The sequence below is a fragment of the Haloarcula sp. MBLA0163 genome, assembly GCF_055632435.1.
The window spans coordinates 2,118,805-2,140,369 of record NZ_CM145745.1 but is presented as its reverse complement, the minus strand read 5'-3'; the positions used below and the strand labels follow the sequence as shown (position 1 = coordinate 2,140,369).

At 67.3% G+C, this 21,565-nt stretch carries 21 protein-coding genes and 1 tRNA gene; 13 read left to right on the top strand and 9 right to left on the bottom strand.

Annotated features, from left to right (window positions below):
• Nucleotides 1-12: 12 nt before the first annotated feature.
• On the top strand, nt 13-2,691 hold the full coding sequence (gene rad50 / locus ACV7GQ_RS11395) for a DNA double-strand break repair ATPase Rad50 (RefSeq protein ID WP_470310362.1): 2,679 nt from the start codon (nt 13-15) through the stop codon (nt 2,689-2,691).
• On the opposite strand, the gene ACV7GQ_RS11390 is transcribed toward rad50, so the two are convergent.
• From ACV7GQ_RS11390 to ACV7GQ_RS11380, 3 genes are read right to left on the bottom strand one after another with little or no spacing between them, the layout of a single operon-like run.
• On the bottom strand, nt 2,688-3,113 hold the full coding sequence (locus ACV7GQ_RS11390) for a DUF7346 family protein (RefSeq protein ID WP_470310361.1): 426 nt from the start codon (nt 3,111-3,113) through the stop codon (nt 2,688-2,690). The two genes, rad50 and ACV7GQ_RS11390, sit on opposite strands and share 4 nt — an antisense overlap.
• Before the next feature lie 24 nt (nt 3,114-3,137).
• Nucleotides 3,138-3,494 (bottom strand): DUF7322 domain-containing protein, encoded by a 357-nt coding sequence (locus tag ACV7GQ_RS11385; RefSeq protein ID WP_470310360.1) that lies wholly within the window; start codon nt 3,492-3,494, stop codon nt 3,138-3,140.
• Nucleotides 3,495-3,534: 40 nt separating this feature from the next.
• Nucleotides 3,535-3,726 carry a DUF7331 family protein gene (locus tag ACV7GQ_RS11380; RefSeq protein WP_470310359.1) on the bottom strand — a complete coding sequence of 64 codons (192 nt, stop codon included), beginning with the start codon at nt 3,724-3,726 and terminating at the stop codon, nt 3,535-3,537.
• A 104-nt stretch (nt 3,727-3,830) separates the two neighbouring features.
• On the opposite strand from ACV7GQ_RS11380, the gene ACV7GQ_RS11375 reads away from it, so the two are divergent.
• The 7 genes from ACV7GQ_RS11375 to ACV7GQ_RS11345 all read left to right on the top strand — a co-directional run bounded on the left by ACV7GQ_RS11375 (nt 3,831) and on the right by ACV7GQ_RS11345 (nt 11,595).
• Nucleotides 3,831-6,635, top strand: a complete 2,805-nt coding sequence (locus tag ACV7GQ_RS11375; RefSeq protein WP_470310358.1) for a DNA-directed DNA polymerase — start codon at nt 3,831-3,833, stop codon at nt 6,633-6,635.
• 123 nt (nt 6,636-6,758) lie between these two features.
• Nucleotides 6,759-7,685, top strand: a complete 927-nt coding sequence (locus tag ACV7GQ_RS11370) for an ATP-binding cassette domain-containing protein (RefSeq protein WP_470310357.1) — start codon at nt 6,759-6,761, stop codon at nt 7,683-7,685.
• Nucleotides 7,686-7,721: 36 nt separating this feature from the next.
• Nucleotides 7,722-9,152 (top strand): Fe-S cluster assembly protein SufB, encoded by a 1,431-nt coding sequence (gene sufB / locus ACV7GQ_RS11365; RefSeq protein ID WP_470310356.1) that lies wholly within the window; start codon nt 7,722-7,724, stop codon nt 9,150-9,152.
• 2 nt (nt 9,153-9,154) lie between these two features.
• On the top strand, nt 9,155-10,366 hold the full coding sequence (sufD, locus tag ACV7GQ_RS11360) for a Fe-S cluster assembly protein SufD (protein ID WP_470310355.1): 1,212 nt from the start codon (nt 9,155-9,157) through the stop codon (nt 10,364-10,366).
• 159 nt (nt 10,367-10,525) lie between these two features.
• Nucleotides 10,526-11,008 (top strand): ferritin-like domain-containing protein, encoded by a 483-nt coding sequence (locus tag ACV7GQ_RS11355; RefSeq protein ID WP_470310354.1) that lies wholly within the window; start codon nt 10,526-10,528, stop codon nt 11,006-11,008.
• Nucleotides 11,005-11,439, top strand: a complete 435-nt coding sequence (locus tag ACV7GQ_RS11350; protein ID WP_220616829.1) for a metal-dependent transcriptional regulator — start codon at nt 11,005-11,007, stop codon at nt 11,437-11,439. The genes ACV7GQ_RS11355 and ACV7GQ_RS11350 overlap by 4 nt, the downstream gene beginning before the upstream one ends.
• A gap of 83 nt (nt 11,440-11,522) precedes the next feature.
• Nucleotides 11,523-11,595: transfer RNA gene (locus ACV7GQ_RS11345), tRNA-Gln, on the top strand.
• A 94-nt stretch (nt 11,596-11,689) separates the two neighbouring features.
• On the opposite strand, the gene ACV7GQ_RS11340 is transcribed toward ACV7GQ_RS11345, so the two are convergent.
• The gene (locus ACV7GQ_RS11340) at nt 11,690-12,739 is read right to left on the bottom strand and encodes a TrmB family transcriptional regulator (RefSeq protein ID WP_470310353.1); all 1,050 of its coding nucleotides are present in this window, start codon (nt 12,737-12,739) and stop codon (nt 11,690-11,692) included.
• A 276-nt stretch (nt 12,740-13,015) separates the two neighbouring features.
• Between ACV7GQ_RS11340 and ACV7GQ_RS11335 the strand changes: the two genes are divergently transcribed.
• A complete protein-coding gene (locus ACV7GQ_RS11335; protein ID WP_470310352.1) occupies nt 13,016-13,225 on the top strand; it encodes a hypothetical protein in 210 nt (69 codons plus the stop codon).
• Here ACV7GQ_RS11335 and ACV7GQ_RS11330 read toward each other — a convergent pair.
• Nucleotides 13,222-13,950: a GNAT family N-acetyltransferase gene (locus ACV7GQ_RS11330; protein WP_470310351.1), complete on the bottom strand. Its 729-nt coding sequence runs from the start codon at nt 13,948-13,950 to the stop codon at nt 13,222-13,224. The genes ACV7GQ_RS11335 and ACV7GQ_RS11330 overlap by 4 nt on opposite strands.
• 464 nt (nt 13,951-14,414) lie before the next feature.
• Between ACV7GQ_RS11330 and ACV7GQ_RS11325 the strand changes: the two genes are divergently transcribed.
• Entirely contained in the window at nt 14,415-15,131 is a 717-nt protein-coding gene (locus ACV7GQ_RS11325; RefSeq protein ID WP_470310350.1) for an HD domain-containing protein, read from the top strand.
• Nucleotides 15,132-15,134: 3 nt separating this feature from the next.
• Here the strand turns inward: ACV7GQ_RS11325 and ACV7GQ_RS11320 are convergent, their stop codons facing one another.
• The 3 genes from ACV7GQ_RS11320 to ACV7GQ_RS11310 all read right to left on the bottom strand — a co-directional run bounded on the left by ACV7GQ_RS11320 (nt 15,135) and on the right by ACV7GQ_RS11310 (nt 18,928).
• Nucleotides 15,135-15,908 carry a LysE family translocator gene (locus ACV7GQ_RS11320; RefSeq protein ID WP_470310349.1) on the bottom strand — a complete coding sequence of 258 codons (774 nt, stop codon included), beginning with the start codon at nt 15,906-15,908 and terminating at the stop codon, nt 15,135-15,137.
• A 38-nt stretch (nt 15,909-15,946) separates the two neighbouring features.
• Nucleotides 15,947-16,837, bottom strand: coding sequence for a coiled-coil protein (locus tag ACV7GQ_RS11315; RefSeq protein WP_470310348.1), 891 nt, complete (start codon nt 16,835-16,837; stop codon nt 15,947-15,949).
• A 246-nt stretch (nt 16,838-17,083) separates the two neighbouring features.
• On the bottom strand, nt 17,084-18,928 hold the full coding sequence (locus tag ACV7GQ_RS11310) for a glycoside hydrolase family 2 protein (RefSeq protein WP_470310347.1): 1,845 nt from the start codon (nt 18,926-18,928) through the stop codon (nt 17,084-17,086).
• A 169-nt stretch (nt 18,929-19,097) separates the two neighbouring features.
• Between ACV7GQ_RS11310 and ACV7GQ_RS11305 the strand changes: the two genes are divergently transcribed.
• Both ACV7GQ_RS11305 and ACV7GQ_RS11300 read left to right on the top strand, forming a co-directional pair.
• Nucleotides 19,098-19,271 carry a hypothetical protein gene (locus ACV7GQ_RS11305; RefSeq protein ID WP_470310346.1) on the top strand — a complete coding sequence of 58 codons (174 nt, stop codon included), beginning with the start codon at nt 19,098-19,100 and terminating at the stop codon, nt 19,269-19,271.
• Between the two features lie 26 nt (nt 19,272-19,297).
• Nucleotides 19,298-19,723: a DUF371 domain-containing protein gene (locus ACV7GQ_RS11300; protein WP_470310345.1), complete on the top strand. Its 426-nt coding sequence runs from the start codon at nt 19,298-19,300 to the stop codon at nt 19,721-19,723.
• Between the two features lie 9 nt (nt 19,724-19,732).
• Here ACV7GQ_RS11300 and ACV7GQ_RS11295 read toward each other — a convergent pair whose 3' ends face one another.
• Nucleotides 19,733-20,578, bottom strand: a complete 846-nt coding sequence (locus ACV7GQ_RS11295; RefSeq protein WP_470310344.1) for an SDR family oxidoreductase — start codon at nt 20,576-20,578, stop codon at nt 19,733-19,735.
• Between the two features lie 120 nt (nt 20,579-20,698).
• On the opposite strand from ACV7GQ_RS11295, the gene ACV7GQ_RS11290 reads away from it, so the two are divergent.
• The gene (locus ACV7GQ_RS11290; protein ID WP_470310343.1) at nt 20,699-21,565 is read left to right on the top strand and encodes an endonuclease III domain-containing protein; all 867 of its coding nucleotides are present in this window, start codon (nt 20,699-20,701) and stop codon (nt 21,563-21,565) included.

The following is a 21,565-nucleotide window of genomic DNA, read 5'->3' as shown; positions in this document are numbered from 1 at the left end:
GGGGGCCTGCTGATGCGGTTCCAGCGCGTCCGTCTGGCGAACTTCAAGTGCTACGACGACGCCGACCTCACGCTTGACCCCGGCGTCACCGTCATCCACGGCCTCAACGGGAGCGGGAAGTCCTCGCTGCTGGAGGCCTGTTTCTTCGCCCTGTACGGGTCGAAGGCCATCGACGAGAACTTAGACGAGGTCGTCACCATTGGGGCCGACGACTGCACCGTCGAGCTGTGGTTCAGCCACGCCGGCGGCGACTACCACCTCACCCGGCGCGTCCGGAACACGGGCGAACGGGCGACGACGGCGAAGTGCGTGCTGGAGACACCCGAGGACACGTTCGAGGGCGCTCGGGCCGTCCGCCGTCGCGTCACCGAACTCCTGCGGATGGACAGCGAGGCGTTCGTCAACTGCGCCTACGTCCGTCAGGGCGAGGTCAACAAACTCATCAACGCCTCGCCCGGCGACCGGCAGGACATGCTGGACGACCTCCTGCAACTGGGCAAACTGGAGGAGTACCGCGAACGGGCCAGCGACGCCCGCGTGGGCGTCAAGCGGGTGCGCGACGACAAGCAGAGCCGCGTCTCGCAGCTCGACGAGCAGATAGCGGCCAAGGAGGGCCGGGACCTCCACGAGCGGCTGAACGCGCTGGAGACGGACCTCTCGGAGACCCAGGCCGAAATCGAACGCATCGAGGACCAGCGGGAGACGGCCGCGGAGACGCTGGAGCAGGCCGAGTCCGTCCTCGAGGAGTACGAGGACCGCCGGGAGACGCTGGACGAACTGACCGCCGACATCGAGGCCCTCGAGGCCGAGATAACCGAGACCGAGTCCGAGCGCGAGCGCCTCAAAGAGCGCATCGCGGACCTGAAGGAGCAGCGCGAGTCGCTCGAAGCAGACCTCGACGAGACGCTCGCGGAGACCGAGCTGGACGCGGCCGACGAGACGGCCGTCGACTCGCGACTCGACGAACTAGATGCGCGCGCAGACGACCTCCGCTCGCGCATCGAGGAACAGCGGGTCGAGGCTCAGAAGCACAGCGGCGAGGCGGACTCGCTCGAATCGCAGGCCGAGGACCTCCAGTCCCGTGCGGACGCCAAGCGCGAGGAGGCCACCGGCCTCGAGGCCGACCTCGCGGACGCCCGCGAGAGCGTCGCCGACAGACGCGACCGACTCGACGACATCGACGACGACATCGCGACGCTGGAGTCGCGGTTCGACGACGCCGACGTGGACCGAGAGGAGGCAGCGAGCCACCGGGACGCCGTGGCCGAGACCCTGGAGGAGGCCCGCCAGCGCGTGACGGAACTGGAGACCAAACTCCAGAGCGAGCGCGAGGCGCTGGCCGAGGCCGAGGACCTGCTCGACGCCGGCAAGTGTCCCGAGTGCGGGCAGGACGTCGAGGAATCGCCACACGTCGAGTCCATCGAGGACGACCGGGAACGCGTGGCGGAACTGGAGGCCGAACTCGCCGACGCCCGCGACCGGGTCAAGACGCTCCAGACCGACCTCGAGAGAGCGGAGTCGCTGGCCGACGCCGCCGACCGACTGGCGACGCTCGAGGACAACCGCGCGACCGTCGTGCAACTCATCGAGGAGAAGGAGTCGGGCCTCGAAGCCGACGAGGGGCGCGTCGAGGACCTGCGCGAGGCGGCCGACGAGCTCGAGGCCGAGGCCGACGCGAAGCGCGAGGCCGCCGAGGAGGCCGAACAGCGGGCCGCCGAGTGCCGGTCGGTCATCGGCGAATGCAATCAGGACCACCAGCAGGTCAAACAGTCCATCCAGCGGCTGGAACGGGTGTCGGACCTACTGGACGAGGTCGACGAGTGCGAGAGCGAAATCGAACAGCTCCGTCGGCAGCGGTCCCAGCAGGCCGAGACGAACGACCAGCGGCGGGACCGCCTCGCCGAGAAGCGCGAGCGCAAGCAGGAACTGGCCGAGAAGGTCGACGAGTCACGCGTCGAGGAGGCCCGGAACGAGCGACAGCGCGCCGAGAGCTACATCGAGAAGGCCGACGCCAGACTCGAGGAGCTGCGCGAACAGCGAGACGAGACACAGAACGCCATCGGGGCCGTCGAGAACGAGATCGCGGAACTCGAGGACCTGCGCGACCAGCGCGAGGCACTGGCCGACGACCTCGCGAAACTGGAGGGTCTGTACGACGAGGCCGAACAGCTACAGGGGATGTATGGCACGCTCCGGGCGGAGTTGCGCCAGCGCAACGTCGAGACGCTCGAACGGATGCTCAACCAGACGTTCTCGCTGGTCTACCAGAACGACTCGTACTCCCACATCGAACTCGACGGGGAGTACCAGTTGACGGTGTTCCAGAAGGACGGCGAACCGCTGGAACCCGAGCAGCTGTCGGGCGGCGAGCGGGCGCTGTTCAACCTCAGCCTGCGCTGTGCCATCTACCGGCTGCTGGCGGAGGGCATCGAGGGGTCGGCGCCGATGCCCCCGCTCATCCTCGACGAACCGACGGTGTTCCTCGACGCCGGCCACGTCACGCAGCTGCTGGACCTCGTCGAGTACATGCGCGACGAGGTCGGCGTCGAGCAGATCCTGGTCGTCAGCCACGACGAGGAACTCGTCGGGGCCGCCGACGACCTCGTGCGGGTCGAGAAGGACGCCACCTCGAACCGCTCGCACGTCGACCGGGTCGAGCGCATCGAGGAGTCGGTCGCGGAACTGGCCTAACGGTCCGTGAGTGCCGCGACGGCGGCGCTGGCCGTCTCGGTCACGTCGTACCCTCGCTGTCCCATCACCTCGGTCTCTTCGAGCAGTCCCGCCGCGCGGAACTCCCCGAGCAGGCCGTGCAGGTCGCTCTCACAGAGGTCGTAGCTGTCCAGCAGTTGGTGGACCGAGAGGGGACCGCGGGCGTCCAGTTCCACGAGGAGGCCAAGCGACCGGTCGTCGTGAGCGGCAGAGACGACGGTCCGGACGTTCTCCGGCACCGCGTCTGCGGCCGTCACGAGCGGCGACTCCCCCTCGACCGGTTCGAGGTCCTCGTTGGGTAGGTGTTGCTCGGCGCCGGTCGCCGGGTCCCGGACGAGACTCGCGTCGCCGGACTCCTTCAGCAGGATGTAGTGGGTCCCCGACGCGTCGCGAACGGTGCGCATACCGGCCGTAGCCGACGCGCGTGGTTAGCCGTTGTGGTCGTCGCTGTCCCGCCGGAACTGGACGTAGCGGTAGACGCCGTACGCACCGACCAGCACGCCGAGCAAGAACACGCGCAGGCCCAGGTCGACCCGGCCCTCGAAGTACGCGAGCATCGGACCGATGGAGACGGCGAACAGCGCGACGTTGAACACGACGACCAGCTTCCAGAACAGGCCCACCACTTCGCCGCCCTCGCCGGGGGCGACCTCGGGCGTCGAGGGGGCCTCCGGAACGTCGGGGCCGAGGCTGTCCGGGTCGAACTCCTCCGGTTCGTAGGGGCTCTTCTCGGTGAGTGGGTTCCCGCTGACGTCGGGGTCGTCCTCGCCGGGAATGTCGACCACACGAGAACTATCGGCCCGGCCGACAATAGGGTTTCCGCGTTCAGGCCACCTCGTCCAGCGACATCGTCGTGTCGGTCTGGACCCACGCGAGGGGGTTCTGCGCGTCGTAGAACACTGTCCCCTCGTCGGTCTCGTACGTCTCCGTGGTCTGGACCGCGTCCGGGAGCGCGGGCTCCGACCGCAGGTCGTTCGCCCTGTCCGACTCGCCCGCCGTTGAACCGTGGTGCGACATGGGGACACCGACTGGTATGTCACTCCCTACCATATATCTTCTGTCCGTGTCAAACGCCGCCGACCACCGACGTTTTTATCGGTCGTCTCGAAGGGTCGGCAAGCATGAGTGACGAAGGCCAGAGCGCCCTCGGGGACTTCGGGGGAGGCGGGGGCGGTGACGACCGGCCGGCCGAGGAGGCGGCGGCCGTCGCCGGCAACGGGGGGAGCGGGACGACCGTCGTCGACATCGACGAGCGCCAGTTCCCCGAGGTCGAGGAGACAGTCGAGTTCGTGGTCACGCAGGTCGACTACACGGTGGAGGGACAGGGCGACGACGAGTACCCCGTCGTCCACGTCTTCGGCCGGACCGAGGACCAGCAGTCGGTCCACGCGCGCGTCTACGAGTTCGAGCCCTACTTCTACGTGCCGGCGGACAGCGTCACGGAGGACCGACTGCGCCAGTACGACCGCATCGTCGACTGGCGCTACGAGGACGAGCAGGGCGAGCCCTTCGAGTCGATCCGGGGCGAACGACTGCTGCAAATCATCGGCCAGACGCCGCGGGACGTCGGCCAGATGCGGGACGACTTCGACCACTACGAGGCGGACATCCTCTTCCCGAACCGCCTGCTCATCGACAAGGACATCACCAGCGGGGTCCGGGTGCCGGCCCGCGAACTCGACGACGGGAGCTACAAGGTCCACCACGAGGAGGTCCGGCCGGTCGAGGCCAGCGCCGACCCGCGCGTGAACACGTTCGACATCGAGGTGGACGACCGCCACGGCTTCCCCGAGGACGGCGAGCAGACCGTCGTCTGTCTCACCTCCCACGACTCCTACACGGACGAGTACGTGGTCTGGCTGTACGAGTCGCCGGACGGCATCGAGGGACCCGAGGCTCTCGCGAGGTACGACCCCATCCGCGAGGACGCCGACTTCGACGCCGACGTGCGCGTCTTCGAGGAGGAGGAGGCGATGCTCGACGCCTTCGTCTCCTACATCGAGGACACCGACCCCGACGTGCTGACGGGGTGGAACTTCGACGACTTCGACGCGCCCTACCTGCTGGACCGCATCGAGACGCTCCAGAGCTACGACCACGACTACGACCTGGACGTCGACCGCCTCTCGCGGGTCGACGAGGTGTGGCGCAGCGACTGGCAGGGGCCGGACATCAAGGGCCGGGTCGTCTTCGACCTCCTGTACGCGTACAAGCGCACGCAGTTCACCGAACTGGAGTCCTACCGCCTGGACGCCGTCGGCGAACAGGAGCTCGGCGTCGGCAAGGAGCGGTACACCGGCGACATCGGGGACCTCTGGGAGGACGACCCCGAACGCCTGCTGGAGTACAACCTCCGGGACGTCGAGCTCTGCGTGGAACTGGACCGCGAGCAGGACATCGTCGACTTCTGGGACGAGGTCCGCACGTTCGTCGGGTGCAAGCTCGAGGACGCGACGACGCCCGGCGACGCCGTCGACATGTACGTCCTGCACAAGCTGTACGGCGAGTACGCGCTCCCATCGAAGGGCCAACAGGAGAGCGAGGACTACGAGGGCGGGGCCGTCTTCGACCCCATCACCGGCGTCCGCGAGAACGTCACGGTGCTGGACCTGAAGTCGCTCTATCCCATGTGCATGGTGACGACCAACGCGAGTCCCGAGACGAAGGTCGACCCCGAGACCTACGACGGCGAGACGTACGTCGCGCCCAACGGGACCCACTTCCGGAAGGAACCGGACGGCGTCATCCGGGAGATGGTCGACGAACTGCTGACCGAACGCGAGGAGAAGAAGGAACTGCGCAACAGCCACGACCCGGACGACCCGGAGTACGAGCGCTACGACCGACAGCAGGCCGCGGTGAAGGTCATCATGAACTCGCTGTACGGCGTGCTGGGGTGGGACCGGTTCCGCCTCTACGACAAGGAGATGGGTGCGGCGGTGACGGCGACGGGCCGCGAGGTCATCGACTACACCGACGCGGTCGTCGCCCGGGAGGGGTACGAGGTCGTCTACGGCGACACGGACTCGGTGATGTTGCAGGTCGGCGACGTCGGTCCGGACGACGTCGACGCAGAGGTGACCGTCACCGACGAGATGCGCGAGAAGTACCCCACGATGGACGACGACGAGCTGCTGACCATCGCGGCGACCATCCAGAAGGGGTTCGAACTCGAGGACGTCATCAACGCCTCCTACGACGAGTTCGCCAGCGAGCGGCTCAACGCTGACGACCACCGCTTCCAAATAGAGTTCGAGAAGCTGTACCGGCGGTTCTTCCAGGCGGGCAAGAAGAAACGCTACGCCGGCCACATCGTCTGGAAGGAGGGCAAGCAGGTCGACGACATCGACATCACCGGCTTCGAGTACCAGCGCTCGGACATCGCCCCCATCACGAAGCGAGTCCAGAAGGAGGTCATCGACCGCATCGTCCACGGGGAAGACGCCGCGAGCATCAAGGAGTACGTCGGCGAGGTCATCGAGGACTACCAGGACGGCAACGTCGACTACGACGACGTCGGCATCCCCGGCGGCATCGGGAAGAAACTCGACAACTACGACACCGACACCGCGCAGGTCCGCGGCGCGAAGTACGCGAACCTCCTCCTCGGCACGAACTTCCAGAGCGGGTCGAAGCCCAAACGGCTGTACCTCGACCGGGTCCACGCGGACTTCTTCGAGCGCGTCGAGAACGAACTCGGCCTCGACCCCAAGCGGGACCCGCTGTACGGGGAGTTCCGCCGGGACCCCGACGTCATCTGCTTCGAGTACGCCGACCAGATCCCTCCGGAGTTCGAGATCGACTGGGACAAGATGCTCGACAAGACGCTGAAGGGCCCTATCGCCAGAATCCTGGAGGCGCTGGACATCTCGTGGGACGAGGTCAAGTCCGGGCAGGAACAGACCGGACTCGAGAGCTTCATGTGACCCCGGTCACGTAGCTTTTCGTCTCAGAGAAATATTGTTTCTGTATACTGAACTCGAGTACGTCGCAATGCGAAAGCTTGATGGGTGAAACGTACCTCCTTTCGGTTGACCTAAGAGACTACCATGGCAGTACTCCAAATCAACAATCTCCACGCCGAAGTCGCAGAAGAGGACGGTGAGACCATCCTTCGCGGTGTCGACCTCGAAGTCAACTCGGGCGAGATCCACGCGCTGATGGGCCCGAACGGCTCGGGGAAGTCCACGACAGCGAAAATCATCGCCGGCCACCCGGCCTACGAGGTCACCGACGGCGAGGTCCTCATCCACCTCGAGGACGACGAGTTCGGCGAGGACTTCGAGATCCCGGAGGACATGCGCACCTGGAACCTCCTGGACCTCGAACCGAACGAGCGCGCCGCACTGGGCATCTTCCTCGGCTTCCAGTACCCCGCCGAGATCGAGGGCGTCACGATGGTGAACTTCCTCCGGACGGCGCTCAACGCCAAACTCGAAGAGCGCGAGGAGCTGTTCGAGGACGAGGACGAGGAGGAGGCCGAGGGCGGAGAGACCAACGAGGACGCCGCCGGCTACGACACCTCCCCGATGGAGGGCAACGTCGAAGAGGGCGAGATCGGCGTCGCCGAGTTCCAGGAGATCCTCCAGGAGAAGATGGAGCAGCTGGACATGGACGAGAAGTTCGCCTCCCGCTACCTCAACGCCGGCTTCTCCGGCGGTGAGAAGAAGCAGAACGAGGTCCTGCAGGCCGCCATCCTCGAGCCCTCGATCGCCGTGCTGGACGAGATCGACTCCGGGCTGGACATCGACCGACTGCAGGACGTCTCCAACGGCATCAACGCGCTCCGCGACGAGCAGGGCGCCGGCATCCTCCAGATCACCCACTACCAGCGCATCCTCGACTACGTCGAACCCGACCACGTCCACGTGATGCTCGACGGCCAGATCGCCAAGTCCGGCGGCCCCGAACTGGCCGAACAGCTCGAGGACGAGGGGTACGACTGGGTCCGCGAGGAAGCGTACGAGGCCGCGTAACACCCTTCCCTTCACAGCCACAACACCTACACAACAATGAGCTCAGACCAAGACCACCTCAAAGAGACCGACACCGAGGCTCGCTTCGAATTCAAGAAGGAGGAGAACTCCGCCTTCGAGACCGAGAAGGGCCTCACCGAGGAGACCGTCCGGGTCATCTCGGAGGACAAGGACGAACCCGAGTGGATGCTCCAGCGCCGCCTGCGCGCACTGGAGCAGTTCCAGGAGATGCCGATGCCCGAGGGCTGGCCCGGTGCGCCGGACCTCTCGGAGGTCGACATCGGGAACATCGTCCCCTACATCCGCCCGGACATCGAGACCCGCGGCGGCGCGGAGTCCTGGGAGGACCTCCCCGAGGAGATCCAGGACACCTTCGACAAACTGGGCATCCCGGAGGCCGAGAAGAACGCCCTCTCGGGCGTCGGCGCCCAGTACGAGTCCGAGATCGTCTACCAGAACATGCAGGAGCGCTGGGAGGAGAAGGGCGTCATCTTCTGTGACATGGACAAGGCCGTCCAGGAGCACGAAGACCTCGTCAAGGAGCACTTCATGACGAAGTGCGTCCCCCCGAGCGACAACAAGTTCGCCGCGCTCCACGGCGCGGTGTGGTCCGGCGGGTCGTTCGTCTACATCCCGGAGGACACCACCGTCGAGATGCCGGTGCAGGCGTACTTCCGCATGAACTCGGAGGGGATGGGCCAGTTCGAGCACACGCTCATCATCGCCGAGGACAACTCCGAGGTCCACTACATCGAGGGCTGTTCCGCCCCGAAGTACTCGGCCTTCAACCTCCACTCCGGCGGCGTCGAAGTGTTCGTCGGCGAGAACGCCCACGTCCAGTACTCCACGGTGCAGAACTGGTCGAAGAACACCTACAACCTCAACACCAAGCGCGCCATCTGCGAGGCCGACGGCACGATGGAGTGGGTCTCCGGCAGCATGGGCTCGAAGGCCACGATGCTGTACCCCTCCACCGTCCTCAAGGGCCCCGGCGCGACGGACAACCACATCACCATCGCCTTCGCGGGCGAGGGCCAGGACATCGACACCGGTGCGAAGGTCTACCACAACGCCCCGGAGACGAAGTCCACCATCGAGTCGAAGTCCATCAGCAAGGACGGCGGCCGCACGAACTACCGCGGGCTGGTCCACATCGCCGACGGCGCCGAGGGCTCCTCGACGTCCGTCGAGTGTGACGCGCTGATGTTCGACAACGACTCCACCTCCGACACGATGCCGTACATGGAGATTCAGGAGTCGAAGGTCGACGTCGCCCACGAGGCGACCGTCGGCAAGATCGGCGACGAGGACGTCTTCTACCTCCAGTCGCGCGGACTGGACGACGACGACGCCAAGCAGATGATCGTCGCCGGGTTCATCGAACCCATCACCGAGGAACTGCCCATCGAGTACGCTGTCGAGCTCAACCGCCTCATCGAACTGGAGATGGAGGGCTCGCTCGGATAATCATGAGTACGCAGGTACACGCCACACTCTCCGAAGACCAGGTCGAACAGATTTCGTCGGACCTCGACGAGCCCGAGTGGCTCCTCGAGACCCGGAAGGAGGCGCTCGCGGCGCTCGACGACCTCGAGATGCCCGACGTCATCCAGACGCCCGGCCGCAAGTGGACCAACCTCGACGCGCTCGACTACGAGACGCTGGTCGACCCGCTCGACTACGCCCAGGAGAAGGACCGCATCGACGCCGAGGGCGTCGACGTCCTCTCGTGGAGCGAGGCGCTCGACCAGCACGGCGACCTCATCGAGGAGCACTTCGGCTCCGTCGTCGACCCCCAGCGAGATTACCTCACCGCGCTGTCGACGGCGCTGTTCTCGGCGGGGACCGTCGTCTACGTCCCCGAGGGCGTCGACGCCGAGGACGTGAAGATCCGGACGACGATGAACAGCCAGTCGCTGTTCAACTACACGCTCGTCGTCGCCGAGGAGTCCGCCTCGGTCACCATCCTCGAGCGCCAGACCACCGGCGACGACGTCGAAGGGTCGCGGTACTACTCCGGCGTCGTCGAGGCCGTCACTGGCGAGAACGCCTACGTCCAGTACGGCACGCTCCAGAACCTCTCCGAGGAGAGCTACAACTACCAGGTCAAGCGCGGCCACGCCGACACCTACGGCACCATCGACTGGATCGAGGGCAACATCGGGTCGCGCCTGACGAAGTCCAGCGTCGAGACGCGCCTGCTCGGTGACTCCAGCGAGTCCCAGATCGTCGGCGCCTTCTTTGGCCACAACGACCAGCACTTCGACATCGCCTCCCGCGTCTGGCACGAGGCCGAACACACCGTCGCCGACCTCGTTACCCGCGGCGTCTTAGACGACGAGGCCCGTTCGGTGTACGAAGGGGTCCAGGACGTCGGCACGGACGCGTGGGACACGAGCTCCTACCAGCGCGAGAACACGCTGATGCTCTCGGATGAATCCGAGGCCGACGCGTCGCCCAAGCTCATCATCAACAACCACGACACCGAGGCCTCCCACTCCGCGACGGTCGGGCAGGTCGACGAGGAGGACATGTTCTACATGACCTCCCGCGGTGTCAACCCCGAGGCGGCGAAGAACATGCTCGTCGAGGGCTTCTTCGTCCCCGTCCTCGAGGAGGTCGCGGTCGACGAACTCCGCGAGGATCTCGACGACCTCATCTACGAACGCCTGCGCGAATAGGCGGCCGCGTCTTCCGTACTTCTCTTCTCTCACGCTCGTCCCGCATCAGCCGTCGCCACGTGACCGAGCCCGTCGGCGCCGCTGTGACAGGGAACGGCTTAAGTTACGCCCTCCCCGACGTTCGTGCATGATTACTTCGCCACGCCCGGGGGTGTCGGTATGAGTCTGACACAGCCCGTCGGGTCGGACCACCAGCTCGCCCGACTCCTCCAGATCGGCATCGTCCTGGAGGAAGTCGTCGAGGCGCGGGCGGCGAAACACGCCGAGGAGACCGACGCGTCGCTCGACACGGCGCTGCGGGACCTGCTCGACCACGCCGCCACCGAGTCGGCCGACCACCGGCGCCGACTCGAGGAACTGGTCGACGACCTCGAGGCCGAGACGGTGCCTTTCGAGGAGATACAGATGCTCGTCGAGGCACAGTACGAGGCCGACGAGGACTTCGACGGCGTCCTCTACGACCAGCTGTGTAACGAGGAGACCGCCTACAAGTTCTACGACGACCTCATCGCCTCTATCGAGGCCTCCGACACGGCGTTCAGCGTCGACCGGGAACGGTTGCTGGACGTCCTCCGGACGATCCGCGAGGAGGAGGCCGACGGCGTCGAGGAAGTGACCGACCTCATGGAGGAACGACAATGAACACGCAGGCACAGTACCTGAAGGCTATCTATCTCACACAGGAACAGGAGGACGGCCCGGCCTCGACCGGCGACATCGCCGAACTGCTCGACGTCAGTCCCGCCAGCGCCAACGAGATGATCGGCAAACTGGAGGACCGCGGGTTGCTCGACCACGAGAAGTACAAGGGCGTCGACCTGACGGACGAAGGCATCCAACAGGCGCGGGACGCGCTCCAGAACTACTGCATCATCGAGCGGTTCCTCGTCGAGGTGCTCGAAGTCGAGGACTTCCGGACCGAGGCCAAGCAGCTCGAGGGCGTCATCGACGAGACGGTCGCCGAGCGTCTCGACACCATCATCGACCGCGAACCGCAGTGTCCTGACTGCTTCAACGCGGAGGAGGACGTCTGCGGGCTGCTCGAGCTCGAGGCCGAGGTCTCGAGCGACTGACTCTCGAAGCGTTCAAGTGCGTTCCGGCGATTCGTTCTGGTACAGTCCGCTCGCGGACGGGCCGCGATGGACGACCGACGCGCAGTCCCGTGGTGTAGTGGCCAATCATAAGGGCCTTTGGAGCCCTTGACGGCGGTTCGAATCCGCCCGGGACTACTGCTTCTGTGACGAACCGAGCGGGGAGCCGTGACTCTGTGACGAGCGCGGTTCGAGCTGGCCCACGTCAGGACGACGGGCGTCCGAGCGGGGGTCACCCCGCGCCGGAGAGTTCGATGCCGTGCGCGGCGATGTCCTCGAGCGTCGCGTCCCAGCCACCGACCGATACCTGCCCGGCGTCGGTGGCCAGTTCGAGGCTGGCGACCCGCGGGACGAACCCCGGTGGGTCGCTCGACATCGGCGGGTCACACACGGCGTCGACGAGTCGCCCCTCCCAGGTGTCGAACCGGCCGGTCGTCGTCTCGTGGCCCTCGACGACGGCGGTGTGGCCGGCCGTCAGGTCCGGCGCGGTCTGGATGACCTGCCACGGGTTCAGGAACCGGCGTGGGGCCGACGGGGCCGCCTGGACGACGTGGGCGGCCAACCAGAACTGCTCGCTGTAGCGGTGAAACATCTCGACGATGTTCTCGTCGCTCGTCACGAGCGCCGGCCGCGTCACCGACGGTGAGCCGATGGCACGGAAGACGCCGTACGCCCGGTCGGCGGCGACGAGCGTGTCGGCACCGGGGCGACGCCGGACGGCGACGGCCGCGGGGAACGTCGTCGCCGCCACGGCGTCCTCGTCGTCGGAGATGACGAGAAGGCGGACGGTCACGCCGCGGTCGACCGCCGTCCGGATGGCGCCTTCGAGGCCACGGTACCACGCCAGCGGCACCGAGAGGAAGAGCCACCACTCCGCGGCGGCGATCCCCGTCTGGACGTGGCGTCGGATGGCCTGCTCTCGGTCGACGAGCGTGACGAACCCAGTGGCCGTCTCGACCTCGCTGAACAGGTGGTTCAAGCTCTCGGTCGCCGAATCGAAGTCGGACCGCGTCTCGGTGAGGTGACGCTCCTTCAGGTCGGTCAACGCGACGTCGGGTGGGACGGGGACGGCCTGCTTCGCCCGCCCGCCCTCGTGCACCTCGAGGAGGCCGAGCGATTCGAGATCCTCGGCCACGTCGTAGATGCGCTGTTGCGGGATGTCTGCCTCGTCCGCTAGCGTCGGCAGTCGAGTGGCGCCAGCACGAACCGCGGCGACGTAGGCTCGCGACTGGTACTCGGTGAGGCCGATACGCTGGAGCGTATCGACGAGGTCGTCCGTCATTCACACCTCACCGGCCACACCGGTCCCGTCCGGTCTCGTTCCAACGGCACCCATGCCTACTCTCGGTCACTCTCGGTATTATGCGCTTCGCCCGTACGACCCGACGTGACGGCCCAGCGCACGGTGACAGCGGTCGACACCTGTCGACCACGGCTGTCACGACGCGCCACGTCTCGTTCGTCGCGGCGTCGTCGGTGAGAGCCGCTGCGACTCGCCGTTCCCACGCAGAGAGAACGACCGCACGCCGTTTTATTAGTGCCGAACGATAATCCAGATATGGTCGCGGCACCCCCACCCCTCGTCGGCAGTGGCATGGTCCTCGTACTCCTCGCGACCGGGTCGGTCGTGCGTGACGTCCTCGTCGGCGTCAGCATCGCCATCGTGTTGTTCGTGCTGTACTACGTGCTCGTACTCAGGCCGGCCCGTCGCTCCCCGCCCCGCCAGGGGTCGAACGACGCGCCGCCGCGGAACGATACCGGGAACTAGAGGTAGGCGGCGTCCCAGCGGAGCGGCTTGCGGACGTTCCCGCAGGAGTCACACTCGATGCGCCCCATCGAGTCCATCGCGTTGGCGAGCGTGTTGCAGTTGCTACAGAAGTAGCCGTACCGGTCGTCGCCGCCTTCGTCGACGTGGACGATGTGGAACGGCGCGATAGAGCCCCGTTCGTGGTTGTCGTGGTCGACGTACACCGTCCGACCGTCCTCCGTCTCGACGGGTTCCCGGCCCCACTGCTCGGATTCGCTGTACAGGTTCTCGACGTACGTGCGGCCGTCGATCTCCACCTCCTCGGTCCCGACCTTGTCGAACCCGCGTGCTTCGTAGAAGCTGTTCCCCTCGACGTTGTCCGCGAGAACGCGGCCCAGCAGATGTGTCGCACCGAGCTCCGAGAGGTGCTCACGGGTCGCCTCGAACAGGCCCGACGCGACGCCCTCGCCGCGGTGTGCGGGGTCGACGTGGAGCCAGAGCAGGGTCCCGGTGTTGTCTGCCGCGGTGACGCTCTCGGAGAACCCGACGACCTGGCCCGCCTTCTCGGCGACGAGCAGCAGTCGCTCCCCGTCTTCCAACGTCGCCTCGAGACGGTCCTCGTCGTACCACTCCTCGATGGCGCTGTTTATCGCCTGCGGGCCGAGCGAGTACGACGCTTGCAACGACCGGCGTGCGACGTCCCTGATGGCCGGCCTGTCGGCTGGTTCTGCTGGTCGAAGTTCCATGTCACCAATCTGGTCGTGAACTGGCATAAACGTACAGCCCGGCCGCGTCGACCGGACCGCCGTGACGAGTCCTAATGTGAAACGCAGAAAATCGAGAAAAGACTTATATTTGTGGGCGTGCGTGTCGTATTCGGGGAGTGTGATCGGTAGACTAGTGCTAAAGCGGTCAAAAATTGTCTGAACGTGGTTATTTGTCGGTCGCGTCGTCCGGGCCGACCGTCTGCCGGGGTGTCCCGCACGTGCACGGCGACTCGACGGGTGACTCGTGCCACCCGCGCTGTCGTCCCGCACTCGCTCAACCATCGGGACCGCCCCTCGGCAACTCGGAATCGTGTCGTCGTACGGTGGTTTCCTTGGAGGTATCCCCGCGAGAGACAGCGTTCGCCCTGTCGTAACGCTAAAGAGTCGAACGTACCTTCTTGTCTGTAAGATGAATATCGGAACCTGTCGCCGGAGGTGGTGGTGTGGGCGTCGAGATTAGGGAGTCGCCAGTCTCGGACGAGGAGTTCGAAGCGATGCAGGAGTTCGTCCACGACTACCTCGCCGCCAGCGTCGAGAACGAGGACGAGGGCGGTCGGATGCGGTGGTACCCGTGGCACTCCGCGGAGTACCGCTTCAACCACATCCTCAACGTCGTCGACATCGCGACGAAGATCGCCCGCAAGGAGGGCGCGAACGTCGACGTCACTCGGGTCGCGGCGCTCTTCCACGACATCGCGAAGTTGGAGGCCGAACAGGACGTCCACGCCGAGGCCGGTGCTCGCATCGCCCGCGAGTACCTCACCGCACACGGTGACTACCCCGACTCGTTCGTCGACCAGGTGTGTCGCGCCGTCGAGGACCACTCCTACCAGGGGGACCTCTCGAACCTCTCGCTGGAGACGCGCTGTCTCATCGAGGCCGACATCCTCGACAAGATCGGCGCCAACGGGACGGCGCTCATGCTCCTGCGGATGGGCTACGAGTCCCGGACGCACATGGACGCCGCCGAGATGGTCGACCGCGTCATCGAACGCGGCGAGGACGCGAAGGACCGCGTGGAGAGCGACACGGCGGAGTCCATCGTCCACCAGCGGCTCAAGCGCACGCGCTGGTTCCAGGAGTGGCTGGAAGCCGAAGTCGCCGAGATGGACTCCGCGGAGCGACTCGACGACGTCGCGACCGGGATGGGCGACTCGTAGCGGCTACCCGAGTCCGACGACGACGTCGACGAGGGCGCGCTGGACCTGTCCCAGCAGCGGCCCGGCGACTCGCCCGAGGAACAACACTCCAGAGCCTGCGAGGACCGCCGCGCTCACCCACGCGACCACCGGTGCCAGCCGTTCGACGCGCTGGCGGGCGGCGACGATAGCCGCCGGGAACCCCGTTATCCAGACGACGATACCCCCGAACAGCCCCGCGAGCAGTACCGGGTGGCCGGTCTGGACCACCAACAGACCCGCCGCGTCGGCACCGACGGCCGGGAGATACGAGAGCACGTCCAGCGTCCCGGGTTGGAGGAGACCGACGCCGACGGTGAGCCAGAACACGACCTGATACGGGTTCGTGAGCGCCAGTACCAGCGCCTTCCGGAAGCCACGGCTCTCCTCGGTCGCGGCCGCCTCCACGTCGACCGACGAGAGCGCGTTCGCGTCCTGGACGGCGCCGTAGGCGAACCACAGCATCAGGAGCCCACCGACGGCGACCATCGCGTCCCGGAGGCCCGGCGTCTCGGTCACCACGGCCGCGGCTCCGACCAGCGAGAGGACGAAGAAGCAGGCGTCGGCGGTCATCGCTCCCAGCCCGGCGAGCAGGCCGGCCCGCCACCCGCGGAGCGCACTCTCCTCTGCGATGACGGCGTTCATCGGTCCCGGCGGGGCCGCGAGGGCGAGCCCGAAGACCACGCCGCCGACGGCCGTCGGCAGGAGCGCGAGTGATCCGGCGTGACTCGTCAGCAGCGTCGAGAGCCAGTGATGCATCTACAGTACGGGAGAACGGAGAGAAGATATGGCGGAATCTAGAGCTTGCCGGCCTTCTGCAGCTTCATCAGGTCCTCGGTGTCGAGGGTCTCGCCTTCCTTGAACTTCTGGTAAATTTCCTCGGCCTCCTCGCGAGCGGCCTCCTGCTTCTCCTCGCGCTGGGACCGCTCTTCCTTCTCCTCTTTCTTGTCCAGTTCGCGCAGGCGCTTCTGGACGCGGACGAAGTCCTCGTGGTGCTGGTCGGCGGCTTCTTGGGCCTCGACGAACTCCTCGTGCTTCTCGTCGGCCTCGTCTCGGATCTCGTCGGCCTCGCGGTAGGCCTCTATCATCTGGTTGTGATGCTTCTGGGCCTCATCGGCGAGCTCCGTGACCTTCTGGTGGTGCTTCGAGGCCTCTGATCGGACCTCTTCGGCCTCCTCCTTGAGCCCCTCGAGGTCACCGCTCTGGTCGAGCTTCTCCTGCTTCTGCTGGAGCTTCTCGCGCTTGTCCTCGATTTTCTCGATGAGCTCCTTCTCGTCCTCGGAGGAGAGGACCTCGGTCTGCTGCTTGAACTCGAGGTCTTCGATCTCGTCTTTGAGTTCGTCGACGGACTTGCCCTCGTCGAGCTCGAGGTCGTTCTTGACGTTGTCGACCTTGTCGAACAGCTCGTTGGCCTCGGCGTTGAGCTCGTTGCGCTTGTCCTTGTGCTCCTGGACCTGCTCGTTGAGCTCGTCGCGCTTCTCGCGGTGTTCCTGGGCCTCGTCGACCTTCTCGCGGGTCTTCGCGTTGAGCTCGTCGCGGTCAGAGGCCCGTTCGGAGGCCATCTGGTTCAGCTCGTTCCGTCGGTCGCGGAGCTGCCCGGCGAGTTTGATGAGCTCGCCCTTCGACTTGTTTTCGAGATCCTCTTCTGTTACTGTAACGTTCTTTGATTCGTCTATCGAGTCTGCCATTGTTGAAACCTCTATGCCATCACCGCTCTCGCACAGACAGGCCCACCGCTATCGAGGGGCTGGCACCAATAACAAGGGTTCCCTCTCATGTTGGGCGCGACGCGATACTGCCTGAACGCGTGAGCGTTCTGGTACCTGCTAGTACCGGGGGATATTGTTTAAATATTCCGGTGCACTCGATACCGTGGCGACGCCTCACACACCCGAATACGGGGTCGTGAAGGATTCACACACTTTCGAGATAGCTTATATACTGTCGTCTATCTCGTACTCGTTCGTCACCACGTTCTCACCGAGGGCGACGGCGAGCGTCAGCTCGTCGCCCGCCGCGAGCGTCAGCGACCCGACGGTGACGCGGCCGAACGGTCCCACGGTGTGCTCTTCCTGCTGTCGCTCCCCGTTGTGGTCCCACTCGACGGTGACCGTCGCCGTCTCGGGTCGGTCGTGGCAGACGACCACGTCGCTCTCGCCGGGCGTCGGGTCCGACAGCAGGACCTGCGTCGGTTCGTAGCTGTCTGTTAGCACGCCGTACGCGGGTTTCGGCGTGCCGTCCTCGCGGAGGACGCCCATCCCGGCGCCGCCGACGTCCCGGAGACTGTCGAGGACCGCGACCTCGCTGGCCTGCCGGCGGAGGTGTTCGGTGACCGCGTGGACGACCCGTGCCTGGTAGGCCTGCGAGTCGGTGGCGCCGCCGTCGACGCGAGCGTCGTGGACGGTCCGGTCGAAGCCCGTCTCGTCGGCGGGGTCGTCGCTACCGAGCGACCCGGCCCCGAACCCGCCGACCACGTCGCCGACGCCGTAGTGGTCACAGAGCCACGCGAGGTCGCCGACGGTGCCGTACTGCCACCCGGGGTACAGCGTGACGGCGTCGGGGTCGACGCCCGGCGGTCCGACGACGGGAAACGTCGGAACGGCGTCGACGGCGTCCGCGACGGCCTCGGCGGGGCCGGCGTCGTAGTCGGTCCGCCACGCCCGAAAGCGGAAGCGCAGGCGGTCGAGGAACCCCGAGCCGAGGCCGTCCGCGTACGGCCTGACGGGGTCGTCGTGGACGCCGACGGCCGCGAGGCTCGGGTGCCGGCCGTAGCTCCGCGTCAGTTCGTCTGCCAACTCGCGCCCTCGCTCGGGGTCGAACGCCCCCGGCCCGGTCAGCGGCAGGTCCTGCCAGAGGAGGAGGCCGTGTTCGTCGCAGGCGTCGGCGACGGCGGGCGGGGCCGCCTGCGCACGCACGCGGACGAGGTTCGCGTTCGCCTCGGCGGCCCGTTCGACGTCGGCTGGGGTCGGGTCCAGCAACGTCACGCCGCGTGCAGGGAGCCGCTCGCCGTTGACCCGGAGTCCCTCGTCGTCGTAGCTGACCCTCCGCAGCCCCGTCGTGACCTCGTTGGCGGCGTCGTCGAGTTTCGCCCGGACGACGTACCGCGGCTGGTCGCCCCGGTCGTGTGGCCACCACAGCGACGGGTCGCGTACGTCGATAGTGTGCTGGACCGTGGTGTGGCCCGACCCGGTCGCGACCCGAGCGCGGTCCATCATCCCGCCGCCGCGGGCGTTCCCCTCCGGCCGGAGGGAGAACGTGAGGCGGTCGTCGATGGCCTCCGTCGTCACGACGTCGGCGGTCACGTCGACGGCGGCCCCCGCATCGGTCAGGCGCGGGCGCGCCCGCATCGCGCTCACGTACGGGTCCGGGTACGTCTCCAGCCGTGCGGCCCACCAGATGCCCGGGACACACCGGTCGTCGGGGAGGGCGTCGGTGGCGTGGAGGCCGCCGAAGCGGTCCTCGGGGGTCCGACACTCGACGACGACGCGGTACTCCTCGGCGTCGGGCAGTCGGACCCGGAGCGGGGCGAAGTACGCGTCGTGTGTCGCGACCCGGTCGCCGTTACACCAGACGCGTGTCTGTGCGTACGTCCCCCGGAGGAGCAGGGCGGCGTGTGCCTCGTCCTCGTCGCGCGGGTCCGAGAACGTCGTCTCGTAGGCCACGGCCTCCGCACCGGCGAACGCCGTCGGCCGGCCCGGGACGGACACCGGTTCCCACTCGTCCGGCGTCGGCATCTCGTCGTCCGGCGCTACCGCCGCGCCCCGCCACTCCAGCGACATACCTTGTGGCCCGTTCGCTGGGGGCATATCCTTTACCCCCAGGCGGCGGTCTCGACGACGGCTGACGCCTGTCTGACGGGATGCGTCCCGACGGCCGCGCCGGCCATCACTTTCACTTTCACTCCGGGGACGGCTCGGATTAAGGTGGCCTCGGTCCCTCTGTTGGTGTATGCTGAACGACCTGCGCGAGACGACGGAGCCGACCTGCGACGCGAGTGACTGCGACAGGGCGCTCGGCGACCCGGCGCTGGCGTTCGAGACGGACTGGGGTCGGCGCGAGGCCTACGAGTGTGTGTGCGGTGCGGTGACGGTCACCGTCGCCCGGCCCGAGTCGTCCCGTTGAAATACGCCCGCGGGCTACGGCGGCGTATGTCACTCGAAGCGGTCGTCACCGCACATGGCCACGAACACGTCAGCGGCGAGCACGCGAGCACGCTGGAGGTCACGAGCGACGACTTTCTGACGCCCGCAGGCGACTGTATCCTCGGCATCGAGGCCGACACGGTGCCCGCCGACTTCGACGACGCGTTCGTCCGGGCGTGTCGGGACGCCGACGCCACCGTCACCGCGACCATCGAGGCCGACGGCCACACGGTCACCGTCGAGGGGTCGGGCCACCCCGACCTCACCTTCGAGAGCGACCGGAGCCACGTCCTGCGGACCAGCGACTACGTCGACGACCGGACCGTGATGGTCGGCGCCGACGCGGCCGCCGGCGACGTGGACCGCGACCTCGTCGCGGCGCTCGCCGACGGCGCGGACCTGACCCTGACGCTGACCGTCGACCCCGCCTGAGCGACTGGCTCAGTCGCTCACGAGTTCCGCCGCGTAGTCCTCGAAGAACGCCCGCACGTCCCGCGGGTCGCGACCGAGGACCTGCCGCACGTCGTCGGTCACCCGGCCCGCGAGGCCGAGGCGCGACGTCGTGTAGATACCGCCCATCACCAGTGCGAACGCCAACGGTCGGCCGCGGCGGAGTTCGCCGACGACGAACCCCGGGAGCGACGGAGCCGTGTACTCGACCGGGTAACTGAGCACGTCGCTGGCGACGGCCGCCACCTCGCCGTAGGTCAGCGCTTCGGGGCCGGTGAGGTCGTAGGCCGCCCCGGCGTGACCGGACTCGGTGAGCGTGCGTGCGGCGACGGCCCCGACGTCGCGGGCGTCGACGAAACTCGTCGCCCCGTCGCTGGCCGGGACCGCGATTTCGCCGGCCCGGAGTGACTCACCGTGGACCTCGGTGAGGTTCTGTGTGAAGAAGGAAGGCCGCAGGAACGTCCACTCGAGGCCCGAGGCCGCGACGTGGCGCTCGACCCGGCGGTGCGGGAGCAGCGGGTTGCGGTCGGCGCCGAGCACCGAGAGGACGGTACAGCGCTCGACGCCCACACGGGCCGCGGCGTCGACGAACTCCCGCAGGCGGCCGACTCGCGAAGCCTCGGGCGGCCGCAACAGGAACAGTGCGTCGACGCCGGCCAGTGCCACGCCCCACGTCTCCGGTCGCTCGAAGTCGAACGTGACCCACTCGTCGGCGGGGCCGTCGCCCGGTGGTGACCGGGCCGCGGCACGGACGACGGCGTCGCCATCGGCCAGCGCCGCGCGGAGCGCCGACCCGACGGTTCCGGTCGCGCCGGTCACGAGGACTGTCTGGCTCATACCAGATGGAGGGGCCGCGACGACATAGGCGCTCGCTACGACCACTCGAAGCGACTCCGGAGGGCCGTACCGACCGTGTTTGGTGAAGGGGTTTTGCCGCTCGGGACCCACCGGACAGACATGGCAGACCCGGAACCGGAGGAGAACATCAGCGGGGGCGAGTCGGGCGGCGGGCGGGCGGCGACGTTCGACCCGTCGACGGCAGCGACCCGGGCCGAGGCCGTCGTCGACCGCCTCGGCGAGCTGTACTGGACCAAGACCTACGGTGGCCGGCCAGCCTTCGAGTGTCTGGTGCGCACGATCCTCAGCCAGAACACGTCGGACAAGGCCAGCCAGCCCGCACACGACTCGCTGATGGAGCGGTATGGCGGGAGCGAGGCGCGAAGCGCCTCGGACGGTCCGAGCGGGGAGGGGACCGGCCCGGGAGGGGACGGCGAGGACCTCGCCGCCACCCTCGCCGAGGCCGACCAGCAGACGCTGGCCGAGACCATCTCGTCGGCGGGCCTGTACAACCAGAAGTCCGAGCGGATAATCGCCATCGCCCAGCGCGTCTGCGAGGAGTACGGCGGTGCCGACGAGTTCGACGAGTTCGTCCGCGAGGCCGACCCGGACGAGGTCCGGGACCGCCTGCTGGCGATGAACGGCGTCGGGCCGAAGACGGCCGACTGCGTCCTCCTGTTCGCCGGCGGGCGCGGCGGCGTCTTCCCCGTCGACACGCACGTCCACCGCATCGCCCGGCGGATGGGACTGGCACCCGCCGACGCCGACCACGAGACGGTCCGGGAGCACATCGAACGCGACGTACCCCCCGAGAAGTGCGGCTTCGGTCACACGGCGATGATACAGTTCGGCCGGGAGTACTGCACGGCGCGCAAGCCGGCGTGTCTCGACGACCCGGAGGCCTGTCCGCTCGCGGACCAGTGTGCGCAGGTCGGCGTCTATCCGGAGACGGGCGAGGTGGTGGACCCCGCCGACGCGTCGGAGTGA

What these genes read in the sequence shown, in the direction of transcription:
- rad50 (WP_470310362.1), top strand. Translation starts at nt 13, where the DNA reads ATGCGGTTCCAGCGCGTCCGTCTGGCGAACTTCAAGTGCTACGACGAC.
- ACV7GQ_RS11390 (WP_470310361.1), bottom strand. Translation starts at nt 3,113, where the DNA reads ATGCGCACCGTTCGCGACGCGTCGGGGACCCACTACATCCTGCTGAAG.
- ACV7GQ_RS11380 (WP_470310359.1), bottom strand. Translation starts at nt 3,726, where the DNA reads ATGTCGCACCACGGTTCAACGGCGGGCGAGTCGGACAGGGCGAACGAC.
- ACV7GQ_RS11375 (WP_470310358.1), top strand. Translation starts at nt 3,831, where the DNA reads ATGAGTGACGAAGGCCAGAGCGCCCTCGGGGACTTCGGGGGAGGCGGG.
- ACV7GQ_RS11370 (WP_470310357.1), top strand. Translation starts at nt 6,759, where the DNA reads ATGGCAGTACTCCAAATCAACAATCTCCACGCCGAAGTCGCAGAAGAG.
- sufB (WP_470310356.1), top strand. Translation starts at nt 7,722, where the DNA reads ATGAGCTCAGACCAAGACCACCTCAAAGAGACCGACACCGAGGCTCGC.
- sufD (WP_470310355.1), top strand. Translation starts at nt 9,155, where the DNA reads ATGAGTACGCAGGTACACGCCACACTCTCCGAAGACCAGGTCGAACAG.
- ACV7GQ_RS11355 (WP_470310354.1), top strand. Translation starts at nt 10,526, where the DNA reads ATGAGTCTGACACAGCCCGTCGGGTCGGACCACCAGCTCGCCCGACTC.
- ACV7GQ_RS11350 (WP_220616829.1), top strand. Translation starts at nt 11,005, where the DNA reads ATGAACACGCAGGCACAGTACCTGAAGGCTATCTATCTCACACAGGAA.
- ACV7GQ_RS11340 (WP_470310353.1), bottom strand. Translation starts at nt 12,739, where the DNA reads ATGACGGACGACCTCGTCGATACGCTCCAGCGTATCGGCCTCACCGAG.
- ACV7GQ_RS11335 (WP_470310352.1), top strand. Translation starts at nt 13,016, where the DNA reads ATGGTCGCGGCACCCCCACCCCTCGTCGGCAGTGGCATGGTCCTCGTA.
- ACV7GQ_RS11330 (WP_470310351.1), bottom strand. Translation starts at nt 13,950, where the DNA reads ATGGAACTTCGACCAGCAGAACCAGCCGACAGGCCGGCCATCAGGGAC.
- ACV7GQ_RS11320 (WP_470310349.1), bottom strand. Translation starts at nt 15,908, where the DNA reads ATGCATCACTGGCTCTCGACGCTGCTGACGAGTCACGCCGGATCACTC.
- ACV7GQ_RS11315 (WP_470310348.1), bottom strand. Translation starts at nt 16,837, where the DNA reads ATGGCAGACTCGATAGACGAATCAAAGAACGTTACAGTAACAGAAGAG.
- ACV7GQ_RS11310 (WP_470310347.1), bottom strand. Translation starts at nt 18,928, where the DNA reads ATGTCGCTGGAGTGGCGGGGCGCGGCGGTAGCGCCGGACGACGAGATG.
- ACV7GQ_RS11305 (WP_470310346.1), top strand. Translation starts at nt 19,098, where the DNA reads ATGCTGAACGACCTGCGCGAGACGACGGAGCCGACCTGCGACGCGAGT.
- ACV7GQ_RS11300 (WP_470310345.1), top strand. Translation starts at nt 19,298, where the DNA reads ATGTCACTCGAAGCGGTCGTCACCGCACATGGCCACGAACACGTCAGC.
- ACV7GQ_RS11295 (WP_470310344.1), bottom strand. Translation starts at nt 20,578, where the DNA reads ATGAGCCAGACAGTCCTCGTGACCGGCGCGACCGGAACCGTCGGGTCG.
- ACV7GQ_RS11290 (WP_470310343.1), top strand. Translation starts at nt 20,699, where the DNA reads ATGGCAGACCCGGAACCGGAGGAGAACATCAGCGGGGGCGAGTCGGGC.